Annotated in this window: 18 protein-coding genes; 6 read left to right on the top strand and 12 right to left on the bottom strand. The window is 40.7% G+C overall.

The window, feature by feature from the left end; all coding sequences use genetic code 11:
- The first annotated feature begins 29 nt into the window (after positions 1 to 29).
- Positions 30 to 338 carry a hypothetical protein gene (locus tag HCZ11_RS07390; RefSeq protein WP_130050872.1) on the top strand — a complete coding sequence of 103 codons (309 nt, stop codon included), beginning with the start codon at positions 30 to 32 and terminating at the stop codon, positions 336 to 338.
- A 225-nt stretch (positions 339 to 563) separates the two neighbouring features.
- Here the strand turns inward: HCZ11_RS07390 and HCZ11_RS07395 are convergent, their stop codons facing one another.
- From HCZ11_RS07395 to HCZ11_RS07420, 6 genes are all read right to left on the bottom strand, one after another.
- A complete protein-coding gene (locus HCZ11_RS07395; protein WP_167658067.1) occupies positions 564 to 2,102 on the bottom strand; it encodes a glutamate synthase-related protein in 1,539 nt (512 codons plus the stop codon).
- Between the two features lie 665 nt (positions 2,103 to 2,767).
- On the bottom strand, positions 2,768 to 3,358 hold the full coding sequence (locus tag HCZ11_RS07400) for an ACP phosphodiesterase (RefSeq protein ID WP_167658068.1): 591 nt from the start codon (positions 3,356 to 3,358) through the stop codon (positions 2,768 to 2,770).
- Between the two features lie 408 nt (positions 3,359 to 3,766).
- Positions 3,767 to 4,489, bottom strand: a complete 723-nt coding sequence (locus tag HCZ11_RS07405; RefSeq protein WP_167658069.1) for a hypothetical protein — start codon at positions 4,487 to 4,489, stop codon at positions 3,767 to 3,769.
- A 95-nt stretch (positions 4,490 to 4,584) separates the two neighbouring features.
- Positions 4,585 to 5,331 carry a CPBP family glutamic-type intramembrane protease gene (locus HCZ11_RS07410; protein ID WP_167658070.1) on the bottom strand — a complete coding sequence of 249 codons (747 nt, stop codon included), beginning with the start codon at positions 5,329 to 5,331 and terminating at the stop codon, positions 4,585 to 4,587.
- 666 nt (positions 5,332 to 5,997) lie between these two features.
- Positions 5,998 to 7,080 (bottom strand): DUF4785 domain-containing protein, encoded by a 1,083-nt coding sequence (locus HCZ11_RS07415; protein WP_167658071.1) that lies wholly within the window; start codon positions 7,078 to 7,080, stop codon positions 5,998 to 6,000.
- 9 nt (positions 7,081 to 7,089) lie between these two features.
- A complete protein-coding gene (locus HCZ11_RS07420; RefSeq protein ID WP_167658072.1) occupies positions 7,090 to 7,956 on the bottom strand; it encodes a hypothetical protein in 867 nt (288 codons plus the stop codon).
- A 409-nt stretch (positions 7,957 to 8,365) separates the two neighbouring features.
- Here HCZ11_RS07420 and HCZ11_RS07425 point away from each other — a divergent pair, with 409 nt between their 5' ends.
- Positions 8,366 to 9,055 carry an alpha/beta fold hydrolase gene (locus tag HCZ11_RS07425; RefSeq protein ID WP_130050868.1) on the top strand — a complete coding sequence of 230 codons (690 nt, stop codon included), beginning with the start codon at positions 8,366 to 8,368 and terminating at the stop codon, positions 9,053 to 9,055.
- Between the two features lie 73 nt (positions 9,056 to 9,128).
- Here the strand turns inward: HCZ11_RS07425 and HCZ11_RS07430 are convergent, their stop codons facing one another.
- The 6 genes from HCZ11_RS07430 to HCZ11_RS07455 form a co-directional block, all read right to left on the bottom strand.
- Positions 9,129 to 10,253 carry a lactonase family protein gene (locus HCZ11_RS07430; RefSeq protein ID WP_167658073.1) on the bottom strand — a complete coding sequence of 375 codons (1,125 nt, stop codon included), beginning with the start codon at positions 10,251 to 10,253 and terminating at the stop codon, positions 9,129 to 9,131.
- A gap of 280 nt (positions 10,254 to 10,533) precedes the next feature.
- Positions 10,534 to 11,538, bottom strand: coding sequence for a hypothetical protein (locus HCZ11_RS07435; RefSeq protein WP_167658074.1), 1,005 nt, complete (start codon positions 11,536 to 11,538; stop codon positions 10,534 to 10,536).
- Positions 11,539 to 11,746: 208 nt separating this feature from the next.
- Positions 11,747 to 14,089, bottom strand: coding sequence for an arylsulfatase (locus tag HCZ11_RS07440; protein WP_167658075.1), 2,343 nt, complete (start codon positions 14,087 to 14,089; stop codon positions 11,747 to 11,749).
- 878 nt (positions 14,090 to 14,967) lie between these two features.
- Positions 14,968 to 15,786 carry an AraC family transcriptional regulator gene (locus tag HCZ11_RS07445; RefSeq protein ID WP_217702830.1) on the bottom strand — a complete coding sequence of 273 codons (819 nt, stop codon included), beginning with the start codon at positions 15,784 to 15,786 and terminating at the stop codon, positions 14,968 to 14,970.
- Position 15,787: 1 nt separating this feature from the next.
- Complete coding sequence (locus HCZ11_RS07450; RefSeq protein WP_167658076.1) at positions 15,788 to 16,816, bottom strand: aldehyde reductase; 1,029 nt, start codon at positions 16,814 to 16,816, stop codon at positions 15,788 to 15,790.
- 435 nt (positions 16,817 to 17,251) lie between these two features.
- Positions 17,252 to 18,841, bottom strand: coding sequence for a Na/Pi cotransporter family protein (locus tag HCZ11_RS07455; protein WP_167658077.1), 1,590 nt, complete (start codon positions 18,839 to 18,841; stop codon positions 17,252 to 17,254).
- Between the two features lie 533 nt (positions 18,842 to 19,374).
- Here HCZ11_RS07455 and HCZ11_RS07460 point away from each other — a divergent pair.
- From HCZ11_RS07460 to HCZ11_RS07475, 4 genes are read left to right on the top strand one after another with little or no spacing between them, the layout of a single operon-like run.
- Positions 19,375 to 19,548, top strand: coding sequence for a helix-turn-helix domain-containing protein (locus HCZ11_RS07460; RefSeq protein WP_167658078.1), 174 nt, complete (start codon positions 19,375 to 19,377; stop codon positions 19,546 to 19,548).
- 8 nt (positions 19,549 to 19,556) lie between these two features.
- On the top strand, positions 19,557 to 22,661 hold the full coding sequence (locus HCZ11_RS07465) for a type I restriction endonuclease subunit R (RefSeq protein ID WP_167658079.1): 3,105 nt from the start codon (positions 19,557 to 19,559) through the stop codon (positions 22,659 to 22,661).
- A gap of 33 nt (positions 22,662 to 22,694) precedes the next feature.
- Entirely contained in the window at positions 22,695 to 24,329 is a 1,635-nt protein-coding gene (locus tag HCZ11_RS07470) for a class I SAM-dependent DNA methyltransferase (protein WP_167658080.1), read from the top strand.
- Positions 24,322 to 25,623 carry a restriction endonuclease subunit S gene (locus tag HCZ11_RS07475; protein WP_167658081.1) on the top strand — a complete coding sequence of 434 codons (1,302 nt, stop codon included), beginning with the start codon at positions 24,322 to 24,324 and terminating at the stop codon, positions 25,621 to 25,623. Before HCZ11_RS07470 ends, HCZ11_RS07475 begins: the two co-directional genes overlap by 8 nt.
- The last annotated feature ends 8 nt before the right edge of the window (positions 25,624 to 25,631 follow it).

Below are 25,631 nucleotides of genomic sequence, written 5' to 3' on the forward strand. Positions count from 1 at the left end.
CGACTTTTCGACTCGATTTTGGTTTTTAAATGAAAAAGCTTTCTAAAGTACAATTAAAACAGCAAGCCCTTGTATTAAATGTTGCCGATACCCTTGAAGAGCAAGGCCGTGCTGAGCTTGAAGGCATGTTGCAATGCTGGTTTGATGTGGAATACCACTTATTCCCAGGCTCATTGCTTTTATGTTTTCAATTTGAAAACCAGCAATCACTCGATGCAGCGACCCCAGAGCTATTAAAATGGCAAAAACGCCTAAGTGGCGCAATGCTGAAAAAAGGTGTGATTTTAAAAGACATGCGCAGGCATTTAGTATTTACCCTAAAAGGCCCAGACGATTAAATGGGATGAGTTAGCAAGAGTGTAGCCGCGATTTTATATCGCGTAGGGATGGTGCTAGGTGCTAGGTGCTAGGTGCTAGGTGCTAGGTGCTAGGTGCTAGGTGCTAGGTGCTAGGTGCTAGGTGCTAACATCATAGCGTTGGTTTTGGGTTGGAATACCCTCCCCTTTGACTTTTTTCGGCGTTAAAACGCCTCCTACACCTCGCATCTTGTCCCTCGAAACTCGCTAACTTATTCCAACACCTGCATACTTAACACCAGATAACAACGCCATATCTTTGTGCCATGTTGCTAGATCATTAGCATTGAACTTAGCTAAAGAGTCATGACCACATGCCCTTGCCATAACCGACATTAACTCAGTTGAAGCTTCAAAAAAGTTCTTCAATTGATTTGCTGACTTTTCAATATTTAAGCGCTGACGTAAATCTTGCTTTTGTGTGGCAATCCCTGCTGGGCAGTTATTGGTATTACACATACGCGCAGCAACACAGCCAATTGCTTGCATTGCACTATTCGAAATCGCCACCCCATCAGCACCAAGGGCAAGCGCCTTTACAAAATCAATCGGCAAGCGTAAGCCGCCTGTTATGATCAAAGTAACATCACTTGCACCTTGTTCATCTAAGTACTTTCTTGCTCTGGCAAGTGCAGGAATAGTTGGTACGCTAATATGATCTCTAAAGATCTCAGGAGCTGCACCCGTGCCACCACCACGACCATCAAGAATGATGTAATCGGCACTTGCATCGAGTGCAAATTGAATATCTTCCTCAATATGATTAGCACTTAGTTTAAATCCGATTGGAATACCACCCGTTACCTCGCGCACTCTGTCAGCAAACTTTTTGAAATCGGCCGCACTGTGTAAATCTTTAAATGTTGGTGGTGAAATCGCCGAAGTACCCGCTTCAATTCCTCTAACCTCAGAGATTTTGCCAACATTTTTGTTGCCCGGTAAATGCCCCCCCGTGCCTGTTTTTGCCCCTTGCCCGCCTTTAAAATGAAAGGCTTGCACGTTTTTTAATTTATCTTCGCTATAACCAAAGCCTGCACTTGCTAACTCATAAAAATAGCGTGAATTGGCTTGCTGCTCTTCAGGAAGCATACCGCCTTCACCTGAGCAAATACCCGTACCAGCAAGTTCAGCTCCTTTCGCTAAGGAAACTTTGGCTTCTTCTGATAAAGCACCAAAACTCATATCAGAAACAAACAGCGGAATAGCCAGTTTTAATGGCTTTTTCGCTCGCGGGCCAACCACAAGCTCAGTATTAACAGCTACATCTTCCATTAAAGGTTGCGTTGCCATTTGTGCGACCATCAACTGTAAGTCATCCCATTTAGGTAATTGATATCGTGGCACCCCCATCGACACCATAGGACCATGATGACCAAGCTTTGATAATCCTTCTCGAGCTAATTGATGAATAAGCTCAACGGTAGGTTCCTCTTTAGTTGCTGTAGCAACTGGCGAATCAGAGGCTTGAATTTGCACGCCCGGCCCTTCTTGACCAACTAGGCTTTGATCAAATTGTTTGTGACTACCATCACAAAATGGCGCATTGGCAGTGTGCTTACATTGGCATAAATAGGCATCGCCCGACTCTTCTGCTGTAAATGCTTTGGGTTTGAAATCGGTTCCGGCATGTGAGCCGTCACAAAATGGCTGGTTTTTAGAACGCCCACAGGCACAAAAGTAATACTCTTGCCCCTGTTCTAAGGTGACTTTTTTCGGCGAAACGGCTGCAATTATAGGTTTGCTCATTATTGTTCCCTCACGGTTGCTATATTACATTGCTATGTTCAAAGTACAGCGATTGAGGTAAGTATTAATTTAAGGCTTACTTGCTTTACAAAGGGTAGTTCAGCTCAGTTAAAAAACGAGCTCGTAAGCGTCTTAGAATTTACTTAGCTATCACTAATCGACTATATAACCGCAACAAGCAGCCAAGATATCAGCCATTTCATATTTTAAGGTAAGAGGCAAATCGGTTTATGAACCATTGTGGGAGTAATTATCACAAAGAGGATAAGAGTCACTTCGCTTCAGAGGAATAATTAAAAACAAATTTGCTGTTTTTATTGGGTTACTCATTCACTTCTCACTCTCTTTTCTTTGTGCAAAAAATATTGAACCACAGAGTACACCGAGGCGCTTCGCGCTACACAGAGAAAAACAGGGTTAAAAAATAATATTCACAAAGAGGATAAGAGACGCTGCGCTTAAGAGGAAGAGCGGTAGAAGCTTTTAGGTTGATTCTTTATCTTCTCGTTCACTTCTCTTTATGCTTAAAGATTTGAACCACAGTACACCGAGGCGCTTCGCGATGCACAGAGAAAAACAGTATTCAATACACGCGAAATAAATTTCACGCCTACGGGTGAGCATTTCAGCTCATCTGTTGGGTTTTGAGTCTGAAAGCTAATAGCTTAAAGCTGCTTTTCCACCCCTGCTTGCTTAACATGCTCAATCAGCTCGGGGAAAAACGCTAAAAACACAGCGTCTAACTGTTGATAATGGCGGGCAATATCTTCAGCGGCTCCTGCAAAGTTGTTGGTAAAACGAATACGTCTGGCGATGTTATCAAGGGCAAGGCTAACCCCATCGAGCGTTTCATATTCTTTAAACCAATCATTGTTTGTAATACTGGTAACAACTTGCTGCATGCGTGAAGGCATCATGGCTTGGCGCGCATTTAAAAGGCCATAACTGTGCTGTTTGAAATCAGCCAATGGTAGGTTATTAAACCGCTGCCAATGCTGAATAAGAAAGTGATCGAACGCCACATCAATTGCAACACTGGCAAAGCGTTTACGCGCTGGCGAAAAATACTGCTTAGCCTCTTTTACAAGTGGATGTGAGTCGGTAAACCTATCAACCAAATAATGATTTTCAAGGCCATTTTTAACCGCATCGGATAACTGCTCTGAATATCGACGTCCACCAAAATCACCCAGCAGATTACCAAAGTGTGAATCTGCCGTCGGTTGTGCTAAATAAAGGTGAGCCAAGTAGTTCAACGCATTCTCAGAATTAAGTCATTTTAGGTATTGTAAAAGAATACTTGTGAAAGGGTCTAGAGATCGAGTTGCAAGTAAACAAATTATAGCCGCAACTTTATCTTGCATAGCAATGGTTTGTAGGTATTTTCTGGCATTGAGCGTTTTAAATAGATCATCGCGCTAAATAAATTTCAGGCCTACAGTAACGTGTTTAACCATAGCGATATGCAGGCACAATCAACTAAAAGCTTAAAGCTCTTTTGTTTTAATCTGACTTCTTACGACTGATATCTAATATCTCCATTTTTGTTCGGCGTTAAAACGCCTCCTACACCTCGCATCTTGTCCCTCGAAACTCGTATCTTTCCCCTTACAACTCGCTAACTTAAGTACTTTAAGTCTGATAACTTTATAAATAGCTCACCTTTATGACTTTAAATTAAAAGCCAACATTACAAGAGCCGAAATGATCGCAGAAAGAGAAATTAGCCGCATAATCAAAATCACAATATTACCAGCACCACCTGCAGTCGTGCCTTTAAAGAACAGCGGGTATTGATAGAATTTTAAAAGATATAACACATCAAAAAGACCCACTCGCATATTATCTAGTGTAACAACCTTGCCATCTTTTTGATGAATTTCACAAGCGTGTAAATTGGCCGTTTTATCGTCCACAATACGGCCACTTCTGCCATGAAAAGTATAATTAAAAACGATTTCTTTGATATCGTCTTTAGTTATATGCAAAATTTTTGAAGCTTTTCCCTTTACTGCTTGCCTATCTATTTCGAGTGAGTCTTTTGATATGCTCATAACCCACTTACGACCAAAGCCAAACTTGTTATAAATCATGATTCGCTTGGTAATAAATACACAAAGGTAACAACTCACACTAGTTACAAAAGCGGATATCGGCTGTATCATTTCTTGTAACACTAGGCTCATTACAGCAATAGCGATAGTCATAAAGAAAAACAAAAACTCAGCTCCACCCGACAACACAGCTAAGCCCGGTATCGACATAAGTTTTGTATTAGAATCAGCCTGCAAAACGGGCTTTTTATAGAAAGTTGAAAACCTAAACCAAACTCGGTCGCTCAGGTTTAAATCAAGGGAGTGCTTCGAAAGTGGCTGATTATAATCCATTATTTAAGTTTCCATTTTTAAAACACAATTCTGCCATTACTTTTCCATTAAGCCAACCTATCTACTTGAAGGTACATTTCCTTTACGTTCAAGCACTAAACTAACTGCCCAACAAAGTTCACCATATTGTGCGCCACAATTGGAAAAACAAGACTGCCAGTACGCTCCCTTAACCACAGCAAAATAAATCCATAACTCCCAGTTAATACGATTCTGAATGCAGACAAATGCCACTCACCATCGATATACATAACCCCATGAACTAGACCAAATAATAAAACTAAAAGTAAGCCTGCAATGTTTATTTGCGAGCCAAAGAAATTAATTCGCGATGAAACAACAGCCAATGAAAAACAAAATAATAAAACACCTCTAAACATTGGCTCTTCATCGAGCCCTGGGATAAGAGCTTGATAGAGTAATGTTTCAAAGTCGTAATTTGGTCCATCGCCTAGGCTAAGCGTTACAATAACTTGCAATGCTATAAACAAACTTAAAACAAGCATTGCTGGCTTTATAGAGCCTTCATTCTGACTAAAAGTAAAACCTGCCTCCTTGATTTTAAAGTCACTTTTAAAAGCGGCTAATGAAACTAAAACTAAAGCCCAAACAGTAATAGCGACTATTTTCCCTGACCAATTCCATTTAAGATCTGAAAAGACTAAATCCAGTGAGATGAGTTCTTTACCTTTGAATAAGGCCAAGAAATAGCAAAATAGAATAAAAAGAGTTCCAAACAACCAAGTTAGGTTTATTGTAACTTTATTGAGTGTTTTTAAAATAAAAACGAGTAATAGAACAACGCCTAGATTGGCGATCATTCCAAAATACATATCTGGCATAACCATCCTTGGTGAGCTTATTAGCTCAAACTTTATTATTGTTTAATTTCTATAATAAACACAAAAACAACCAACTAAACAGATATTTGTTTGTGTTCAAATTCAAACTGAGCATATTTTTAACTTCCCAAAGCAAATGAACTAAAGAGAAATAATTTTCACAAAGAGGATAAGAGACGCTGCGCTTAAGAGGTATTATTAAAAACAAATTTGATGGTTTTCTGGGTTACTCATTCTCTTCTCATTCTCTTCTTTTTGTGCAAAATATATTGAACCACAGAGTACACCGAGGCGCTTCGCGCTACATAGAGAAAAACAGGGTTTGAAAATAATAATCACAAAGAGGATAAGAGACGCTGCGCTTAAGAGGAATTATTAAATACAAATTTGATGGTTTTGCAGGGTTACTCATTCTCTTCTCACTTTCTCCTCTTTGTGCAAAAAATATTGAACCACAGAGTACACCGAGGCGCTTCGCGCTACATAGAGCAAAGCAGAATTGATTACGCGCGAAATAAATTTCACGCCTACGGGTGAGTATTTCACTTTAACTATATGCAGGCACAATCGGGGTCAGAGCTTACAACTTTTTCTCCTTTCCCCTTGTAACTCGCAAACTTGTTGGGTTTCGCTTCGCTCCACCCAACATACGATAAGAACTCCCCTTTATTCCCCTGCAAACTTTAACATTCGCGTTTGGTCGGTAAGCTCAATATCCACCAGTTCGAACGGGGCTTTGGCTGCTTTAGTGACCGCGAAAGGCATCGTGAAACTGCCATAACTATCAATCTGTTTTGCAACTTCAACCGTTGCTAGTTTAATGCGTTCACCTTTATCACCTTTACCAGTTAAGGTTGCACGAATAGCAAAGCGGCCTGATTCAGTCACTTGCACAGGTACTTTAGCTTGGTATTTATTATTGCCAAGCGCTGTTACTTTGGCTTTATCCATACTAATGGTTTGTGAGCTGTGTACAAACGGCATTTTTATTGAGCGTTTTACCGTTTGACCATTCACTTTAGTATTTACACTAGCCTCAAGCTCATAGTAACCATTTACTGCACCTAAGGTTTCAAGTGGGTAATTAAATACGGCTTCACCATTTTCGTAACGCACATCAAGCTTTTCGCCATCTGGGCTTGAAAGTGTTAACTGCACATCGCTATCTTTAAAGCGTTTTTTGCCCATACTGAGCTGCATAGCGACACGTTGTTGATGATCTTTTACTTTAAACTGCGATTTAGCATGCAAAGCATTACTCGAGCCCTTTTCAATCACATGCAGCAAGTAGGTGTCGTTGTCGTTAAGTGCTTGGCTTGTTCTTAACATTGCCTTGCCATTGACCTGACCAAGCTTTAACCCAACACTACCATCGTTAAACCCAGCATTTTCCATTTGCTCTTGTGCAACCATTGTTTGCATTGGCATTTGTCTAAAGTTGTCATCACGTACCGACAGCTTATCAAGCTGTAAGCCATGAGGCTTAAATACTTCACCATTATCAAAACGTGCTTTTGGCGCGATACGAATAAAGTTATCAGCTTGGTTTACAAATACTGGCACACCTCGCTTAAGTTCCTTGCCCGAAACCTTCTGCCAATACTCAACGCTGTCTTTTTCAAGTGTTTGCAGCTGAGCGCCTAACGCAGGTTGAACTTGAGGAAACTGATAAACCGTTTGATCATTTGCTTGTGCTGCTGTGCTTACAAGCATGATTGCAGCTGTAAGTGTGGTTAACTTATTAATCATAGCTAGCTCCTAAATTCGATTTTTAAGCATGTTTGGCAAGCCAAAGCAGTTGCGTCGACTTTGCTGATGACTCAAAGGCTCACTGCCTTGGGTCCGTGATTTATCGGTAAACCACACTACCCCAGCTAACGACTGAGAACTGCAATTTAAAAAGCCATCTGAGCAGCTGTCTAACCAGTTTTGTGTTACTTCAAGACCCACTTGGTTTTGGTAACCACCGCAATAGCTGTCGCTATCCCATACAGCTGATTCAACATCACTGCCCACCACAGTTTCGAATCGAGACGGTAAACTTGGGCGGTTTGGAGTGCCATTCAGCCATTGTGCGTTATACGACGCCATCCAAGATACTTGCTGTTGTTTTACTGCATCGCTGCCGTAGCCCAAAAGCCAACCTAAGCTTTGCTCGAACGAATTACCTGCAATAACCGCATCAGCCAAAGGCGTGCCACCACTTGAAGGTGCCAGTGCAATAGTACGCGTTACTTTGCTAATAATATTTGGATAACGGCTATCCCATGTTGGATTAGATAAAATCCAACGCACCACATTACCGCCATTAGAATGGGTGATCAGGGTTAAATCAGTGATGTTTTTATTATTGATAAATGTAGTGAGCTGCCCAGCTAAACAGCCAGATGCAGCATCTGCCCACATGTACTGATCAAAGTCACAATTAATGACCGTGTAATTACTACTGTTGGGCAAACCTTGGCGAACTGTGTCAACAAAGCTGCCTGTCCAATAGTCATTATACGCATCGCTTTGCTGGCCTGTACCGTGCACAAATGCGACTCCTTGCGCAGCAAAAACATTGTGGCTGATACCCGCTGCCAACATTAAAGCTGGCACTAGTGAGAGTGTTTTTATTTTCATGTGTGTTCCTGTTGATTGTAATCTTATCTATCAGGTTGGAGGAGTGACCTCCGACCAAAAACATAGACCAAACAGGTACGAAAGCAAGAAAATATTTACAATAATTTAACTTTTGGGTGTTTTTTAAGTACAAATTATTAGATTTTAGGAGAAAAAAGTGAGGACAAGACTCGAGTTGCTTTCCCCCTCTACTCTCTCTAACTTGCTAACTTTCAATCTGATAGCTGACGGCTGAAAGCTGATAGCTCTTTTGTTCATCGCGCGAAATAAATTTCACGCCTACAGTGCTAGCAAAATATAAACTCATACATTGCACAATGCTAAATAGTGCCGCTGCACGAAAGTACTATATCCTGCCTTGTTTAAACTTCATACATTGTAAATTAAATGTTAAACAGGAGAATACACAATGAGACGCCTATTGACGATGATTACGCTATGCGCAGGTATGAGCACAACGGCTCTTGCAGCATGCAGAGATAATGTTGTACTTGTACATGGAAATACCGCCTCCCCTTCTAGTTGGAGTAACACAATTAATGAATTAAAACGAAAAGGTTACGCCGACAGTGAAATTTTCACCCCAGATTGGGGATCTAAATCTTGCGCGAGCTGCAACGATCATAATGGCAGTGAAGAAACACCAGTGCGTAACGCCATTCTTACTGCAATCAACCAATCTTGCACAGGTAAGATTGATATTATCGGCCATTCAATGGGTGTAACACTCGCAGCGCAGCAAATTTATAAGTTAGCAATGGCATCAGATGTTGATACCTTTGTAGGTGTTGCAGGTGCCGCACGGGGCCTATTAAGTTGTGGTGTTTACCCATACAACGTGTGGAATAACACTTGTGGCTACTATGGCTTATCGGTTGGTAGCCCGTTATTAAACAGTATTTATGGTGAAGCATTAGGCGACAAAGTGTATTCAATAAAAAGCTACTCTGATCAAATTGTCTGCTCAACAGGCACTTGCTATGTGTATGGTATTCACAGCAGCCGTTTATGGAATGAAAATGCCACCTACACTTATGTACTAGGCCACTTTGGTTTGCAAACTGACACCTATGTTAAACAAGTGAGTTTGATTCAATAGCTGCTAACAGCATATTGTCAGTTCTGGGTTGATAAAGGGGTTAGGTAAAAGAAACACCAAACCCCTTTATGTTTTAATCAAACAAGATGCAAGTAGGTTCAGGAACATTTACTGTACTGTTGGTTCTATACTGAAGTAACCCTGTTGTTTGCTCAATCTTAAATACAGCCACAGTATTAGAATGCTGACCTGCCGCTAATAACCACTTTCCTTCAGGGTCCATATTAATATTACGAGGAAACGCACCACGAACATGTTCTGTTTCAAGTAGTCTTAAAGAGCCAGTTGACTCATCGCTTGCAAATACACTCACAGAATCATGACCGCGATTAGCTGAATACACATATTTACCTGTTGGATGTACCAGAATTTCTGAAGCTGAATTAAAGTCTTCCTGCTCTTTAATTGCTTTGCCTAACGTAGGCACTACAAACTCTCGTTTAGTTTGACCAGTTTGTGCATCATACGTAAAGGTAGAAATGCTTAAATCCAACTCGTTTAATAAATAAATGAACTGGCCATTTTTAGAAAAACGCATATGCCTTGGACCGCCTCCTGCTATTGTATCCGCTTGTCCATGCCCGATTAATTCAGCTGCATTGTCTGCTACACGATAGATCATTACAGCATCCAACCCTAAGTCTGGAACAAAGGCAAATTTTGCATCAGGTGAAAAACCAACCCAATGAGGGTGAGGGTTATTTTGGCGATCTTTAACGACTTTTGAGCCACCAGTATGCTCTATTAACTGACTACGTTTGATAACTTTACCGTCAGCAGCAAGTGCAAATACCGCCACAGAGCCGCCGCCATACTGAGCTGTTAATAAAAAGCGCCCAGAAGGGTGAACAGCGATGTGTGCCCCACTACCGTCACCAATTTCAACATGATTAAGCAAAGCAAGTTTTCCGTTAGTTAGCTTGCTATATGCAGCTACTACAGGCGTTTTGTCTATTGTCGCTGCTGCATATAATACATTCAGAGTTGGGTGATTAGCTAAGAAGCTCGGCTCTTTGATTTTTGCAACAAGAACTGGTTCAGATAACTTTCCTGTTTTTTTATCTAAAACCGAATGATAAATACCATCACCAGATACTGAGCCTGTACCAAAATAAACATCTTGCTTTGCATAACAAGATGAACCAAAAATAATAGACACGCTCATTAATAATTTGATGAGTGTTTTACAGCAGAACATATTTATTCCCTTTTCATAATTTTTTAAGCAACCAGCAAATATTAACAAACAGATGGGGCCAGGTCTTTCTATTTGACTTTACTCTAACTTCTTCGCGCGAAATAAATTTCACGCCTACGGGTGAGCATTTCGCTTTAACTATATGCAGCTACAATCTAACCTAAACCTTATGGCTTAAAGCTCTTTTGTTTTAATCTGATAGCTGACGGCTGATAGCTCCTTTCTCCTTTCCCCTCGCTAACTTATCGAGTTTCGCTGCGCTCTACCCTACACGCTGGTATTAATACCCTTCAAACCTTGTTGCACAACCAATGCCTATGCACTCAACACGGCTGTCGAGTTCTAACAGCTCTAAATTATAGCTTTTGCTAACATCTACCTTTTGTAGTGGATTATTAAAAAGGCTGATATCAACTAAATTTTCATGTTCACGTAAATCAATATTTTTTAGTTTGTTATTCGACAAAAAGAGCACTTGAAGCATGGGGTTTGCTGTTAAATCGATAGTGCTTAAGTGGTTATTACTGGCGTAAAGTGCAGTTAACTTTTTATTATGGCTTATGTCTAAAGAGCTAAGCTGGTTGGCATCTAGGTTTAGTTCGCTAAGCATCTTGAACTTGCTTAAATCTAGGTTTTTTAACTGGTTATTTGCAAGCTCAAGGTTGCGAATACCACTCGGTATATTTACTTTTGTGAGCTTATTGCCCGACAGATTAAGTTGATACAGTTCAGAATTAACAAGCGTCAATTCGCCAGTCAGCTTATTATCATTAAGATCAAGCCATGTAAGTTTACTGTTAGTGCTTACATCAAGCTTTGAAAGCTTATTGCCACTCAGCATTAAAGTCTTTAACTCTTCGTTCTTACTTACATCGATTTTCGCAAGGCTGTTTTGCCTTAAATCAACAAAGAAAAGCTGGCTGTTGTGGCTTATGTCGATTTCGGTCAGCTGGTTTGGCACTTTCTTATCGGCAGGCCTACTTGTAATGCCACCAATTTCACCAACTATGAAGCTATCTCCTTCATTACTGAGGACGAGTTTTATTAAGTTACTAAAATGCTCAAGCCCTTTGGCTGAGGTAATACCGCGATCTCTGCAATGTATTTTTGTCACCTCACCCACCGTTTTATAGCCACTTTCTTGTAAACACGCTAAGAAATTAGCATCTGCAACCACGTTCTCTATTGGTGTATCGTCATTAGCAGAAGCACCAGCAACCCCAAAATTTAACACAAGCAAACAGGCCAAAGCCATGTTAATGCGCGCAAAGTTCCCTTTTAACATTATTTCACCTTCAATTTTAAACAACAAAATCAGATGGTTAAGTAAGAGCTCTCACCATCTAAAATCAAAGAATACATAATACAGGTTATTTGACGATTGTACCCGCAAAGATTACAAAGGTTGATTGCTTATTAAAAAGTAGGGAGCTTAAAAGTTAGTATTCTGATGGAAAGCAAAGCCCACTAATGTGGGCTTGCGAGTTGAACAACTACTTCAGTACATACTCCACTTTGTGAAGCTGACCAGTAAAAGCAAAAGGAGCTTTACCATAGTAGCTTCGTGAAACAGTGGAACCGAGATCTTTTCCGATATCAAGCGTTTCTGTCGCTGAGTAACGAACAGGTGGTACTTTATCTATCTTACCGGTAGCAATCTTCTTACCGTTAACTAAAAGAGTCGCTTGTCCACCATTTGGTGCTTCACCTTGTTGAATATAATCAAGTGTCAAAGTGACCTCACCCGCTGGTAATGGCTCCTTAGATTTTAAGTAATAGTGATCCTCGTTGAAGAAATTCATTACATAGACAGGTTTATTATCTTCAATGTATAGACTATAACCAGCACTACCACCGCCTACAGCTACTAATACACCCTCTGCACCATCTTTAGGCATATTAAACGTTGCAGTAATTGTGTGAGAGCGACCATAAACAGGAGGTGCACTACCCTCTGGCACGCGACTAGTACCTGGTAGATAAGTGAATTTTGATTTCCCTTTGGTCACACTTGGACGTTCAGGGTTGGATGCACGCTCAACAAAACGATCATCAAGTGGATAGACGTTATATTTTTCTGCTTCTTGATCGAAAATAGAGATTAACTTATTAAGTTTATCTGGGTATTTATTCGATAAATCTACCGCCTCAGAAAAGTCTTCTTCAATATTATAAAGCTCCCACTTATCGTTACCAAAGCCAGCTGAGCCACTTAACTCCCATGGCACACCGTGGAAAGAGGCTGCAACCCAACCGTTATGATAAATTGCACGGTGACCACCAGTCTCAAAGTACTGAGTCTTACGCTTACCTTCAGCATTTTTATCATTTAGTGAATACAACATACTTACACCGGCTATTGGAGTCTGCTCTACTCCATTCACTATTTTTGGCTCAGGTATATGTGCAGCATCTAAAATCGTTGGCACGATATCAATCACATGATGAAATTGCGTTCGTAAGCCACCATGCTCTTTAATATAGTTAGGCCATGAAATAACAAGCCCATTTCGCGTACCACCGAAGTGTGAAGGTACTCGTTTCATCCATTGGAATGGTGAAGAGCCAGCCCAAGCCCAACCAACCGGAAAGTGATTTTCGTGAAGAGGCCCACCGAGTTCATCGATTTTTTCAAGTTGCCCTTCAACAGTGTCAGCAATACCATTCTGAGTCATCATATTGTTAAGCGTACCAGTAGCACTACCTTCAGCACTTGGGCCATTATCACCAGCAATAAATATAATCATGGTATTATCTGCATCGGGTAATTGTGAGATAGCATCAAGCAACCGGCCTACGTGATAATCGGTATGTGCAGCAAAACCCGCAAATACTTCTTGGTGTCGACTGAATAGCTTCTTCTCGTTGGCAGACAGAGAATCCCACGCCTTAATTTCTTTAGGTCGTTTTGTCAGCTTGGTATTCTGTGGTACTACACCAAGCGATTTTTGTCGTGCAAGTGTCTCTTCACGGACTTTATCCCAGCCCTGATCAAACTTACCTTTAAATTTATCATTCCACTCCTGCGGCGCATGCAAAGGAGCGTGTGTTGCACCCGTTGCAAAGTACATAAAGAATGGTTTATCACTATCGATAGACTCTTGTTGGCCTATCCAGTTTATAGCATCATCAACAAGATCTTCCGTTAAGTGATACCCTTCTTCCGGTTTTTTAGGTGGCTCAACAGGGGTGGTATTTCTAAATAATTGAGGCTCCCATTGACTTGTTTCGCCGCCTTGAAAACCATAAAAATACTCAAACCCAAGTCCTGTAGGCCAATGATCAAATGGTCCTATAGGGCTTGTCTCCCAATCAGGAGTATTGTGCCATTTACCCCATGCAGCCGTATTGTAGCCATTACTTTTTAATATCTCAGCAACGGTCGCTGTTTCATCGGGCCAAACACTGTGATAACCCGGGTAACCTGTTGAAAGCTCGGTAATCGTGCCTGAAGCAACCTGATGATGGTTTCTACCTGTCAGTAAAGCGGCACGAGTTGGTGAGCAAATCGCGGTAGTGTGAAAGCGATTGAACTTTAAACCTTGATTAGCTAATTCATCGATTGAAGGGGTCGGTATTGGCCCCCCAAAGGTGCTGGGGTGGCCGAAGCCAAAGTCGTCAAGTAAAATCACTACGACATTAGGTGCGCCTTTTGGTGCCTGAATTGGCTGCGGATAATCCTGTTTTGAAGTTTCAAATGTTTTGCCTATTTTTCCTTCAAACTTCCCATTACTTATAGGTATCACTGTTCTATCTATTTCGCTAGCATATGCTTGTGGTAGTCCCGAAAGCAGTAATACTGAAATAATAGCTCCCACTCGACTTAAACGATTCATTCCTTTCTCCTTGAAATATCTGAGCTCGATACAGTTTCTAGTATAGATACTTTTTTTTCTTTTTTTCTTTTTTTGCGAGTGTTTTTTAAACAAAGTAAAAACTGCTGTAATTTGTTTTTAAATCGCATTTTTATATAGCTTTGTGCATTGAAACCATTAGTTAAAAAAACTGAATAATATCCATGTATCATTTTCAAACCCCAAATATTTTGCCTCTGAATTATTGTTGTTATTGAAGATATTACTGCTAACAAACTATTTCGATATTTAGGATATTAATAAGCTCAGCTGAAGATTTAAAAGCTGGTAGCATATTTTCTCAAGGGCCTAACAAAAGAACAGCGTCGAAGTGGCTTGGAGTGTCAAAATAATCATCAAAAAGTCTGAAGTTACGAATATTAAAGTGAAGTAAGAACGCAATTAATCGTGTATCACGCAGGGTTTCTCTTATCTGTATGGCAGATACTTTCTACGAAAAGGCGAGCCATCGCTTCGCCATCTATATTTAGTGAATATTTAACCTAAATTGTGTTTGTATGAACTTGATAACAGAAAGATAACAGCTCCATATATTCGCCAACAAAAAAGCCGTTGCATTGCAGCAACGGCTTTTTGTATTTGAATTAAGTTAAAACTAATTTCAGACTTCTCGATTATTTATAACTCATTACTAGACAAAAACGTTTTAGGTCATCGGCTGTATTAGGTGAATTTCGGAATAAAACCTCTGAAGTATTCAGTTGTGTGATGATATTAGAATACTTATAAAGTGTTTCCATTCTCTGCTTTAGCCATGCATTATGTGTTCAAAGAAACAGAGGCTTTATCGTTAATATATAAGTTAACTTACTTTAAAATCCTAGAATTACGAGTTTGCATTACTCCCTATCAGTTAATCTAATACTCTTTTCATTCTTCAGTTGGCTTGGGTTATATCCAAAGCGCTTTTTGAATGAAAAGGAAAAATGTGACAGGTTTTCAAAACCGAGTTCCAGATAAATATCTGAAGGTTTCTGCTGTTTTTGCTCAATCAAAAAATGCGCTTCATCTAGTCGTTTAGACGTTAACCAAGCCGCTGGTGAGAGCTGAAATATTTCCTTAAAATCGCGTTTAAAGGCAGCTAAGCTCCGTCCGCTAAGATAGGCAAAACGTTCAAGTGTAACGTTAAACTTATAATTCTGCTGCATGAAGGCTTTCAGATCGAGCTTACCGGGTTGCCTGAAATCAAACAAAATACGGCCTAAATCCGGCTGCTGTTGCAGTAAAATCAGTAGTAGCTCTTCACGTTTTAACTCTGCAAAACGCTGGTTGATATTTCCCGCGCCTTGATAGTAAGGGGCTAAAGAATGAATAAAATTCTGCAACAACGAACTAAGTTGGACTTCCACATAAGCCTGCTGCGGCACAACGTGCTCTAAATTAATTGGATACTTATCTGCAAAGCCTTGCAAAAAAGACTGCTCAAAAATTACGACCACTTTTTCAAAATGCCCGTTAATAGGTTGTTTATTGTAACGTATCAGATGATTTTTACGCACGACACAACACTGCCCAGCGTGTAATTGATGGCGATTTTTACCATCAAAACCCGTGAGTACACCCTGCGCTAAGAAAATAAACATATGCTCAGGCACAAACTGCTCTGGGGAAATTTCTGGCCCCAAATAACAAGACTTAATTTCATTCAGTTTCATCATGTTAAAGTAACTTGTAGTGAACCAACGACTGAGCAGCGGCCAACACGGCCTGTTCGTTTGAGCGCGGCTGCCAACCCAACATGGTAAGGGCCTTTTTATTAGACGCCTGTCGACAAACCCCTACCAAAGGTTTAATCGCACGTGCTTTAGGATTGAATAGTGCCACGATCTTTAATAAACAGGTAGGCAATGCTTTGGTTGAAATATTAGTACTATGTTGCGGCATGGCTTTTTTCAAATAATGTGCAATATCCATCAACGACATACTCCCCCCAGCCAGTGCCAGAAAACGTTCCCCTGCCGCCTGCGGTGACAACATGGCTCGTATATGTAAATCCGCTACATCACGCACATCCACTATGCCCATGATAATATCTGGCAACCTCTGCATTTCGCCGCTCATCAGTTGGCGAAGTATTGTATGTCCAGCAGACAGACGTTGATTAATCAAAGGACCAAAAATTCCCATTGGGTTAATTACGGTCAACTCTAACCCTTTCCCCTCGTTATGAATATAATCCCATGCAGCCCGCTCTGCCAAAACTTTGGATTTATTATACGCAGACAAGCCCTTCTGCTTGGGGTTGGTCCAGCTTTGCTCTGTAATTACTTGTCTAGTGTCGGTGTGGCTGTAGCCCACTGCACCAAAATTGGATGTCATCACCACACGTTTAATACCAGCCTGTTTGGCGAATGTTAAAACTCTGAGCGTGCCCTCAACCGCAGGTTTAATAACATCATCTTCTGTATTTGGCTCGCCCATGGGCAACGGTGATGCAACATGCAGCACATAATCACAATCTTGCATTGCACTTAGCCAATTGTTGTCATCTAGCAAGTCAGCTTCTATGAGACGTAAGTTATCTTGGATTTCTAGAATACCTGCATGTTGCAGCGTCTCAAACAATTGGTTTTGACTACCCAAATTGCGCACTGTGGTGTTTACCCGATAGCCCTGCTGCAATAATTGTAATATCGCTTGAGTAGCGACAAATCCAGTGCCACCGGTTACTAATACTGTTTGTTGCATGCTGACCTCATTAAAGTTCAATATCTTACCAAGCCAAACCGTATAGCCTGCGCGGGTATTGTCATTGTAGAGGTATCTAATAATTTGATGGTTTGTTCAAAAGCTCAGTTTTATTTTATCGATTGGCTCACTAAACTAGATACGATAAATCCTCAGCACATGACGCCCGCCTAAGAGATTTAAAATGTTTGCCTAAAGAAGTGGGTTCAGGTCTTGCTTTTTAACTTTACTCAAACCTACTCGCACGAAATAAATTTCACGCCTACGGTAGCGAGTTTAGCTTTAGCGATGTAAAGGCACAATCTAACTTAAAACTTATGACTGAAAGCTGATAACTCCTTTATTCTTTCCCCCTTATAACTCGCTAACCTGTTGGGTTTCGCTTCGCTCTACCCAACCTACAAGCTCCTATGTTATTCGGGGTTAAAACGCCTTCTACAACTCGGCATTTTTGCGAGAATACATTTTATGTAAGTTCAACAGCTTATCTTTTAGCCGCTGTGAATAGGTTACGAAATTTGTCAGCGTACCGGCATCCTTTCTGTTGGTATCAGCAAGTAGCATTAATAATTTTCGCTGCGCCTGATTCAGATGCAGTTGCAATAACCTAGCCGCTTTATCTATTTCGTCATTTTTAGGTTGTTCTAAATTCTCGCTTGTATGAGTAAACAGGGTTAGCGTATCACTTGAAAGCTCGCGAATCATAATCAAAATATCGCTTTCTAATTCAATAAATTGTTCATTCATAATCCGCTTACTTTCAAACAGATCAATGATGGAATCATGAATTTGGAACAAATAATCAAAGCGATTAATTTGCAACATTAACTCTCGTGACTGCTCTTCATCATTGATTTTACTAACAATGGTTGTGAAATAAGTGATGTATTCCTTCTCAACAAAACTGACATATTCCAAGCGTTTTTGTGCAGTATCTTGAATACCTTTGTAGTTGGTCTCTAAGCTCAGCGTGACCTGATTGTAGTTTTCCTTTAAGAAGTTAAGCAGTTGTTGGTTACCTGATTCTAACTTATCGACGACGTGCTGAAACTCTTCATCTTCTTGGTAAGTCGGCAATTCAAGGCGCTCAAAGTCCATTTTTCCTTCACCAAGCAGAAAATCAACAAAGCGCGTAAAAGGGTTAACAAAAACAATAAAAACTAAACTAGCAACCACATTAAAAATAAAGTGGATGTTTGCCAGTGCGACAGCGGGATCAAGCGTAATTTCACTTAACTTATCACCAAACAATAAAATGAAGGGCAAAAACAAAAGCACCCCACCCACATTAAACAACAGGTGGCTCAGCGCTGCTTTCTTAGCTGCGATATCCATACCAAACACCGAGATCATAGCAGTTGCTGTGGTACCAATATTCGCCCCCATTATAATGGGTACCGCGTTCTCAAGCCCCAAAATACCTTGCTGAGTAAAAACAATGGCAAGCCCGGTAGTCACCGAACTCGACTGCACCATAGCAGTAAATACACAGCCCACTAAAATCGCTAAAAGCGGGTTTTGCGGCTGAGTTAAAATCTCAATTAATGCAGGGTTGTTTTGTAATGGTGCAAGTGATGAAGAAATCAGGTTAAGGCTAAAAAACACAAAACCGAAATAGAAAATCGCCTTACCAAAAATAGAAAAGCGATTGCGAGTCAGCGACAGAAAAAAGCCAATTATAATGATCACAGGAGCAAATACCGTCAGCTTAAAAGCCACCAGCTGAGCCGTTATGGTGGTGCCCACATTTGACCCAAAAATAATACCGACACTATTTTTAAACGTTAACACCCCCGCATTTACCAAGCTTATCGTGATCACCGACGTCGCAGAACTCGATTGAATAAAGGCCGTCACCACAGCACCAATTAACACCCCAAAAATAGGAATGTTAGTCGCGCGACTTAACGATTTACGAAAGCGCTCCCCCGATATACTTTCAATTTCCCGAGAAAAGTTCTCAAGCCCAAAAATAAAAAGGATAATGGCGGTTAGCCCAGCCATGGCTATGTTCAGATTTTCCATTCGCTTATAAAGTGCTGATATTGTTAATCAAGATCGATACAAAAAGTATAGATTTGAGTACCTTATAGCGCAATGATCGAAAACAAAGTAACTGGTTTTAGGGTAAGTTGCTAGGAACGAGATTCGAGGTTTAGGAGGCGTTTTAACGCTGAACAAAAACAGAGATATTAGATATCAGTCGTTAGAACTCAGATTAGATTGTGCATGCGCATAGTTAAATTGAAATGCTCATCCGTAGGCGTGAAATTTATTTCGCGCGATGAACTATTAGATTAAGAACACAAGTTAGCTAGGTGCTAGGTGCTAGGTGCTAGGTGCTAGGTGCTAGGTGCTAGGTGCTAGGTGCTAGGTGCTAGGTGCTAACAGCATAGTGTTGGTTTTGGGTTGGTAAAGGGGTTAGGCAAAAAGAAAGAGCTAACTCCTATTTTCTTAAATCATAAAACCAGCAAAAAGACAATCAAGATCGCTCACGATCAATTGCTAACTCCTCAATTTTCTCATACTATCAATTTGTTCACATACAGAGATTAAACATGGCCGATGATATTTTGACCATTCAAGAGGTCGCCACCTACCTAAAGCTAAATGAAAAGACGGCATATCGTCTTGCAAGTGAAGGCAAATTGCCTGGTTTTAAAGTGGGTGGAAGTTGGCGCTTTAAGCGCATAGATTTGGAAAAGTGGATTGAAGAACAAAAACAAAAATAAGGAATGTTATGAAATTTAATGAAGATTCTCGCGTTAAGATTCCAGCTATTTTGCATTTAATGCGTTTAGGCTACCAGTACTTATCACTTAAAGGACAAAGCTGGGATCTAGATACCAATATCTTCCCTGAATTATTTAAAACCGCTATCAGCAAAATTAACCCAGGTATTGAAGAAGCTGAAGCTGGTCGACTATTAGAAGATGTAAAACTACTGCTTGATAATGAAGACCTAGGTAGAGCTTTCTTTGAGCGCCTGTCTGAGCGTTCAAATACCAAGTTGATTGACTTTGAAAACTTTAATAACAACACCTTCCATGTTGTCACCGAGCTAACGTGCCAGAATGGCGATGAAGAGTTCCGCCCAGATATCACGCTGCTAATCAATGGTATGCCGCTTGTGTTTATCGAGGTGAAAAAGCCGAATAACCGCGAAGGTATTTTGGCCGAGCGAGACCGCATCAATAAACGCTTTCAAAACCCTAAATTTAAACGTTTTGCCAACATCACCCAGTTTATGATTTTCTCTAATAACATGGAGTACGATGATGGCGACCCAGAACCAGTTCAAGGTGCTTTTTACGCTAGTAGTTCTTATCACAAGCCAATCTTTAACTATTTCCGCGAAGAAGAAATCTTAAATTTAACCGCCCTGCTAAAGCCTGTGGCGGATGATGACGAGTTAAAAGTTCTAAAAGACAACAATCTGGAAGTAATCCGTAGTAACCCAGAATTTCAAACTAACAAACATCCTGAGCGACCAACCAATCGCATATGTACTTCGTTGTTATCTCGTGAGCGTTTAGCTTTTATTTTACGTTACGCCCTAGTCTATGTAGATGAAACCGACGGACTACAAAAGCATATTATGCGCTACCCGCAGTTATTTGCGACCAAAGCCATTGAGCATAAGCTCAGCGAAGACGTTAAAAAAGGCATTATTTGGCACACCCAAGGTAGTGGTAAAACCGCACTGGCATTTTACAATGTACGTTTTTTAACTGACTACTTCCAACAGCAACAAATCATCCCTAAGTTTTACTTTATTGTTGACCGGATAGACCTGCTAGAACAAGCACAGCGTGAATTCAACGCCCGAGGCTTAACTGTTCATACTATCAACTCACGAGAAGCCTTTAGCCGAGATATAAAAGCGACCCAAGTGATTCATAATCACTCGGGCACACCAGAAATCACGTTAGTAAATATTCAAAAATTTAAAGATGACCCACACGTAGTAAGTACTAAAGACTACAACGTGGCAATACAGCGCGTATACTTTTTAGACGAAGTACACCGCAGCTATAACCCTAAAGGCAGTTTTTTAGCCAACTTAAGTCAGTCAGACAGTAATGCTATTAAAATTGGCTTAACAGGCACCCCGCTATTGGGAGATGACTACAACTCTCGTGCTTTGTTTGGTGAATACATTCACAAGTATTACTACAACGCATCCATTGCCGACGGTTATACTTTGCGCTTAATCCGTGAAGAGATCAGCACACAGTACAAAATTGAATTACAAAAAGCCCTTGAAGAAGCCGAAGTGAAAATGGGCGATGTTGATCGTAAGCTGATATACGCCCACTCAAGTTTTGTTGAACCTATGCTCACTTACATAGTGAACGACTTTGAGAAAAGTCGTGGTGCATTGAATGATACTAGCATTGGTGGGATGGTGATATGCGATAGTTCAGAGCAAGCAAAACTGATGTTCGAAATATTCAATGAGGTTTATGCCGAAACGCCTATTCTTCCGAAAAAAGTGGGCGCCTCAAATAGTCAAATACTCGAAGTCACTGAACCTGCCCCTACTGCTTATACCGAATCAGCAAAACAAGCCCAAAAAGTAAAAAATGCCGCCTTGATCCTGCACGACATCGGCACAAAAGATGAGCGTAAAAACTGGGTAAAAGATTTCAAGGCAGGCAAAATCGACTTTTTGTTTGTGTACAACATGCTACTCACGGGTTTTGACGCCAAGCGCCTGAAAAAGCTCTACCTTGGCCGAGTTATTCGCAAACACAACTTGCTTCAAGCCCTCACGCGTGTAAACCGTACATACAAAGATTTTCGCTATGGTTATGTGGTGGATTTTGCCGATATTCGTAAAGAATTTGATGCCACTAACAAGGCCTATTTCGACGAATTACAGTCGGAACTTGGCGATGAGATGGAGCACTATTCAGACCTGTTTAAATCTCAGGAAGAGATCAAACAAGAAATCGAGCATATCAAAGATGTTTTGTTCCGCTTTGATACTGAGAACATGGAAGAATTCTGCAACCAAATCAGCCAAATACAAGATCGAGATACGGTACTGTCACTCAAGAAAGCCTTAGCCGATGCCCGCAGCTTGTATAACCTCATTCGCCTGCAAGGTGAATATGACTTTCTGGATGAGCTGGATTTTGCCAAGCTCAATGTGCTTTATCGCGAAACCAGTAACCATTTGGACTTACTAAACCTTAAAAACGATTTAGAAAGCGGCCAAGACACCAGTAACCTACTCAACCGCGCGTTAGAAGACGTGATCTTCAAGTTTGTAAAAATCGGCGAAGAAGAACTGGTCCTGGCCGACAAGTTGAAAAATACCTTGCGCCAAACCCGTGAAGCACTAGCAAGCAACTTTGACCAGCAAGATCCACAGTTTATTAGCTTGAAAGAAGAACTAGAGCGCTTGTTTAAGAAGAAAAATCTCAGCGAAGTCACCCAGGACGAAATGGTTGCAAACATTGACGCGCTCAATAAAATTCACGACCGTGTTAAAGAGCTCAACCGCCAAAACAACCAGCTGCGACAAAAGTATCTAGGTGATGCTAAATACACGCGTATTCATAAGCGCTTGCAAGAACGTGGGGATATTTCAGACAGTGAGCGAAAAATATTCGAGGCATTAGCTGGCGTGAAGCAAGATGCCGATGAGCAAGTGCTCAACAACAGCCAAGTATTGGATAACGAAAGTTACTTCGAGCGCCAAATGATGCCGCTGGTAATAGCGCGCTTTATGAAAGAACAAAATATCAAACTTAACGCAGACGCATCTCGTTATATCAACCACCTTGTCGTCGCGGAATATTTAAAAGAATTTAATACCGGCAGCCAAATTTGGTAGTGCCGGTAACACTAATTAGGAAACACAATTACAATGGTTGAATTAGAATTTCAGCAAAAAACCAAAACCCTGATTGATAGCCTAAAAAGCATCTGTGCCAACTATGGTTTAGGGAACGACGGTAACGAATTTAAAATCATTACCCAAACCTTTTTATATAAGTTTTTAAACGACAAGTTCGCCTTTGAAGCGAAAAAGCTCGACGACAACATCGCCAAGGCCAACAAATGGGAAGAAGCACTAGCAGCCATGTCAGAAGATGACCTCGACATGCTGCAATTGCAAATGGGCGGCGATACCGCACGGTTAAAACCGCAGCACTTTATTAGCTACCTGTTTAGCCAGCAAAATGCCCCTGACTTTGCCAAGCTGTTTGACGATACCCTTATCGACATTGCCATTACCAATAATGATGTGTTTGCAGTCAAAACCGATGGCGGCGCAAAAGTGGTGCTGTTTGACCGAATCAGCCAATACATTGCTGACGACTCAAAACGCGATGCCTTCTGCCGCGCGATTATCAATAAACTAGTTGAGTTCAGTTTTGAGCGAATTTTTACGCAAAAATTCGACTTCTACGCAACCATATTTGAATACCTGATCAAAGACTATAACAGCAATTCTGGCGGTAAATACGCCGAGTATTTTACCCCTCATGCAGTAGCACGCATTATGGCGGAAATCTTAGTACCCAAAGAACAGCGTGGTACAGTACGCAATGTCAGTTGTTACGACCCATCGGCAGGTTCGGGCACTTTGTTAATGAACGTCGCTCACGCCATTGGTGAAAATCGCTGTAGCATTTACACGCAAGATATTTCACAAAAATCATCAAACCTGCTGCGTTTAAACCTGATCTTAAATAATTTGGTGCACTCAATCCCGAATGTGATCCAAGGTAATACCGTTTGGCACCCATACCACAAAGACGGTAAAGAGTTAAAACGCTTTGACTATATTGTTTCTAACCCGCCATTTAAGCTCGATTTCAGCGACTTTAGAGATGAGCTAGACAGCAAAGAGAACAAAGAACGCTTTTTTGCTGGTATTCCTAAAACACCAGCTAAAGCCAAAGATAAAATGGCAATTTACTCGCTGTTTTTACAACACATCATTGCTTCGCTTAAACCTAATGGTAAAGCGGCTGTTGTAGTACCTACCGGCTTTATTACTGCGCAATCGGGTATTGATAAAAAAATCCGTGAACATTTGGTGAGAAACAAAATGCTGGCGGGCGTTGTTTCCATGCCATCCAATATATTCGCAACTACCGGCACTAACGTGTCCATTCTATTTATCGACGACAGCAACGATGGCGAAGTAGTACTGGTAGATGCTTCAAACTTGGGCGAAAAAGTCAAAGACGGCAAAACCCAAAAAACCGTATTAACAACAGTTGAAGAACAACAAATTATTGATGTGTTTAATGCCAAAGAAACCATCGAAGATCTTTCGGTAACGGTTAGTTATGACGACATAGAAGCTAAAAATTACTCGTTAAGTGCAGGCCAATACTTTGATGTCAAAATCGAATATGCGGATATTTCCCCAGAGCAGTTTGCAGATAAAATACAGGGCTTTACCAGTAGTTTAGATAACCTGTTTAGCAAGTCACGTGATTTGGAAACTCAGATTAAAAAGCAGTTAGCGGGGTTAAAGTATGAGTGATTTCTTGCAAGTATCAACCCATCAAGCCAGTTTTAATGGAAATACGGTACCGCTTGAAAATTTATGCATTTCTATAACAGATTGCCCTCACTCAACCCCTAAATGGACTGATGATGGTCTCATTGTTTTAAGAAGTAATAATATAAAAGGTGGAGTATTAGACCTTTCAGCTCCATCTTATACAGATCCACTCGCGTTCCAAGAAAGAATTAAGCGAGCTACGCCTGAAGCAGGCGACATCGTAATCACCAGAGAAGCCCCCATGGGAGAAGTATGCTTAATCCCAGATGGCCTAAAATGCTGTCTCGGTCAGCGTATGGTTTTATTAAAAGTCGATCCAACTAAAATATCGAGCCAATATTTGTTATTTGCGCTTCAATCTGAGTTTGTGCAAAAGCAGATTAGAAAAAGTGATAGAACTGGCTCAACTGTCAGCAACCTATGTATCCCTGATCTAAAAGCTTTAGAAATACCGATTCTTTTCAACACGGATGGGATTGCAGCAATACTTAAGTCGATAACAGGAAAAATCGAACTCAATAATCGCATCAACGCCGAGCTGGAAGCTATGGCCAAAACCCTGTATGACTATTGGTTTGTACAGTTCGACTTCCCCGACGCTAACGGCAAACCCTACAAGACCTCCGGCGGAAAAATGGTCTACAACCCAACCCTAAAGCGAGAAATACCTGAGGGGTGGAGCGACTGTATTCTTGGAGACCATGTCACATTTAAGCGGGGAGTTTCATACAGAAGTGGTGATATTCAAGATGAAGGAGTTCCATTTTTAAATTTGAATTCGTTCTCCTTATCAGGTGAATTCAAGCAGACTGGAACTAAATATTTCAATGGCAAGTTTAAGCCAGAGAGCAAGCTTGATGCGGGTGAATTAGTTATTGCAATTACAGACGTAACGAGAAATGCAGATATTATCGGAAAAGCCTTTGTTATACCTGATATTTTTGATGAGAAACCTCTAATTTCTTGTGATGTTGCGTGTGTATCGTCGAAAACTTTTGGGGTGGCTTATCTTGAACAGCTTTTCAATTCGAATAGTTACCATAAGTACATAAAGCACTTTGCTTCTGGAACATTGGTTCTTCATTTAGATTTACAAGGTGTAAAGTGGTTTAAAACTCATCTCCCACCTAAAAATCTACTCGATAATTACAATAAGCATTGTAGTTCACTGTTTAAGCAAAGAGATATCGTATTAAAAGAAAACGTATATCTTGAATCGCTTCGAGACTGGCTTCTCCCTATGCTGATGAACGGCCAGGTAACAGTAAAATAAGGAAATTG

The sequence above is a fragment of the Pseudoalteromonas sp. HF66 genome, assembly GCF_011806445.1.
GTDB lineage: Bacteria > Pseudomonadota > Gammaproteobacteria > Enterobacterales > Alteromonadaceae > Pseudoalteromonas > Pseudoalteromonas apostichopi.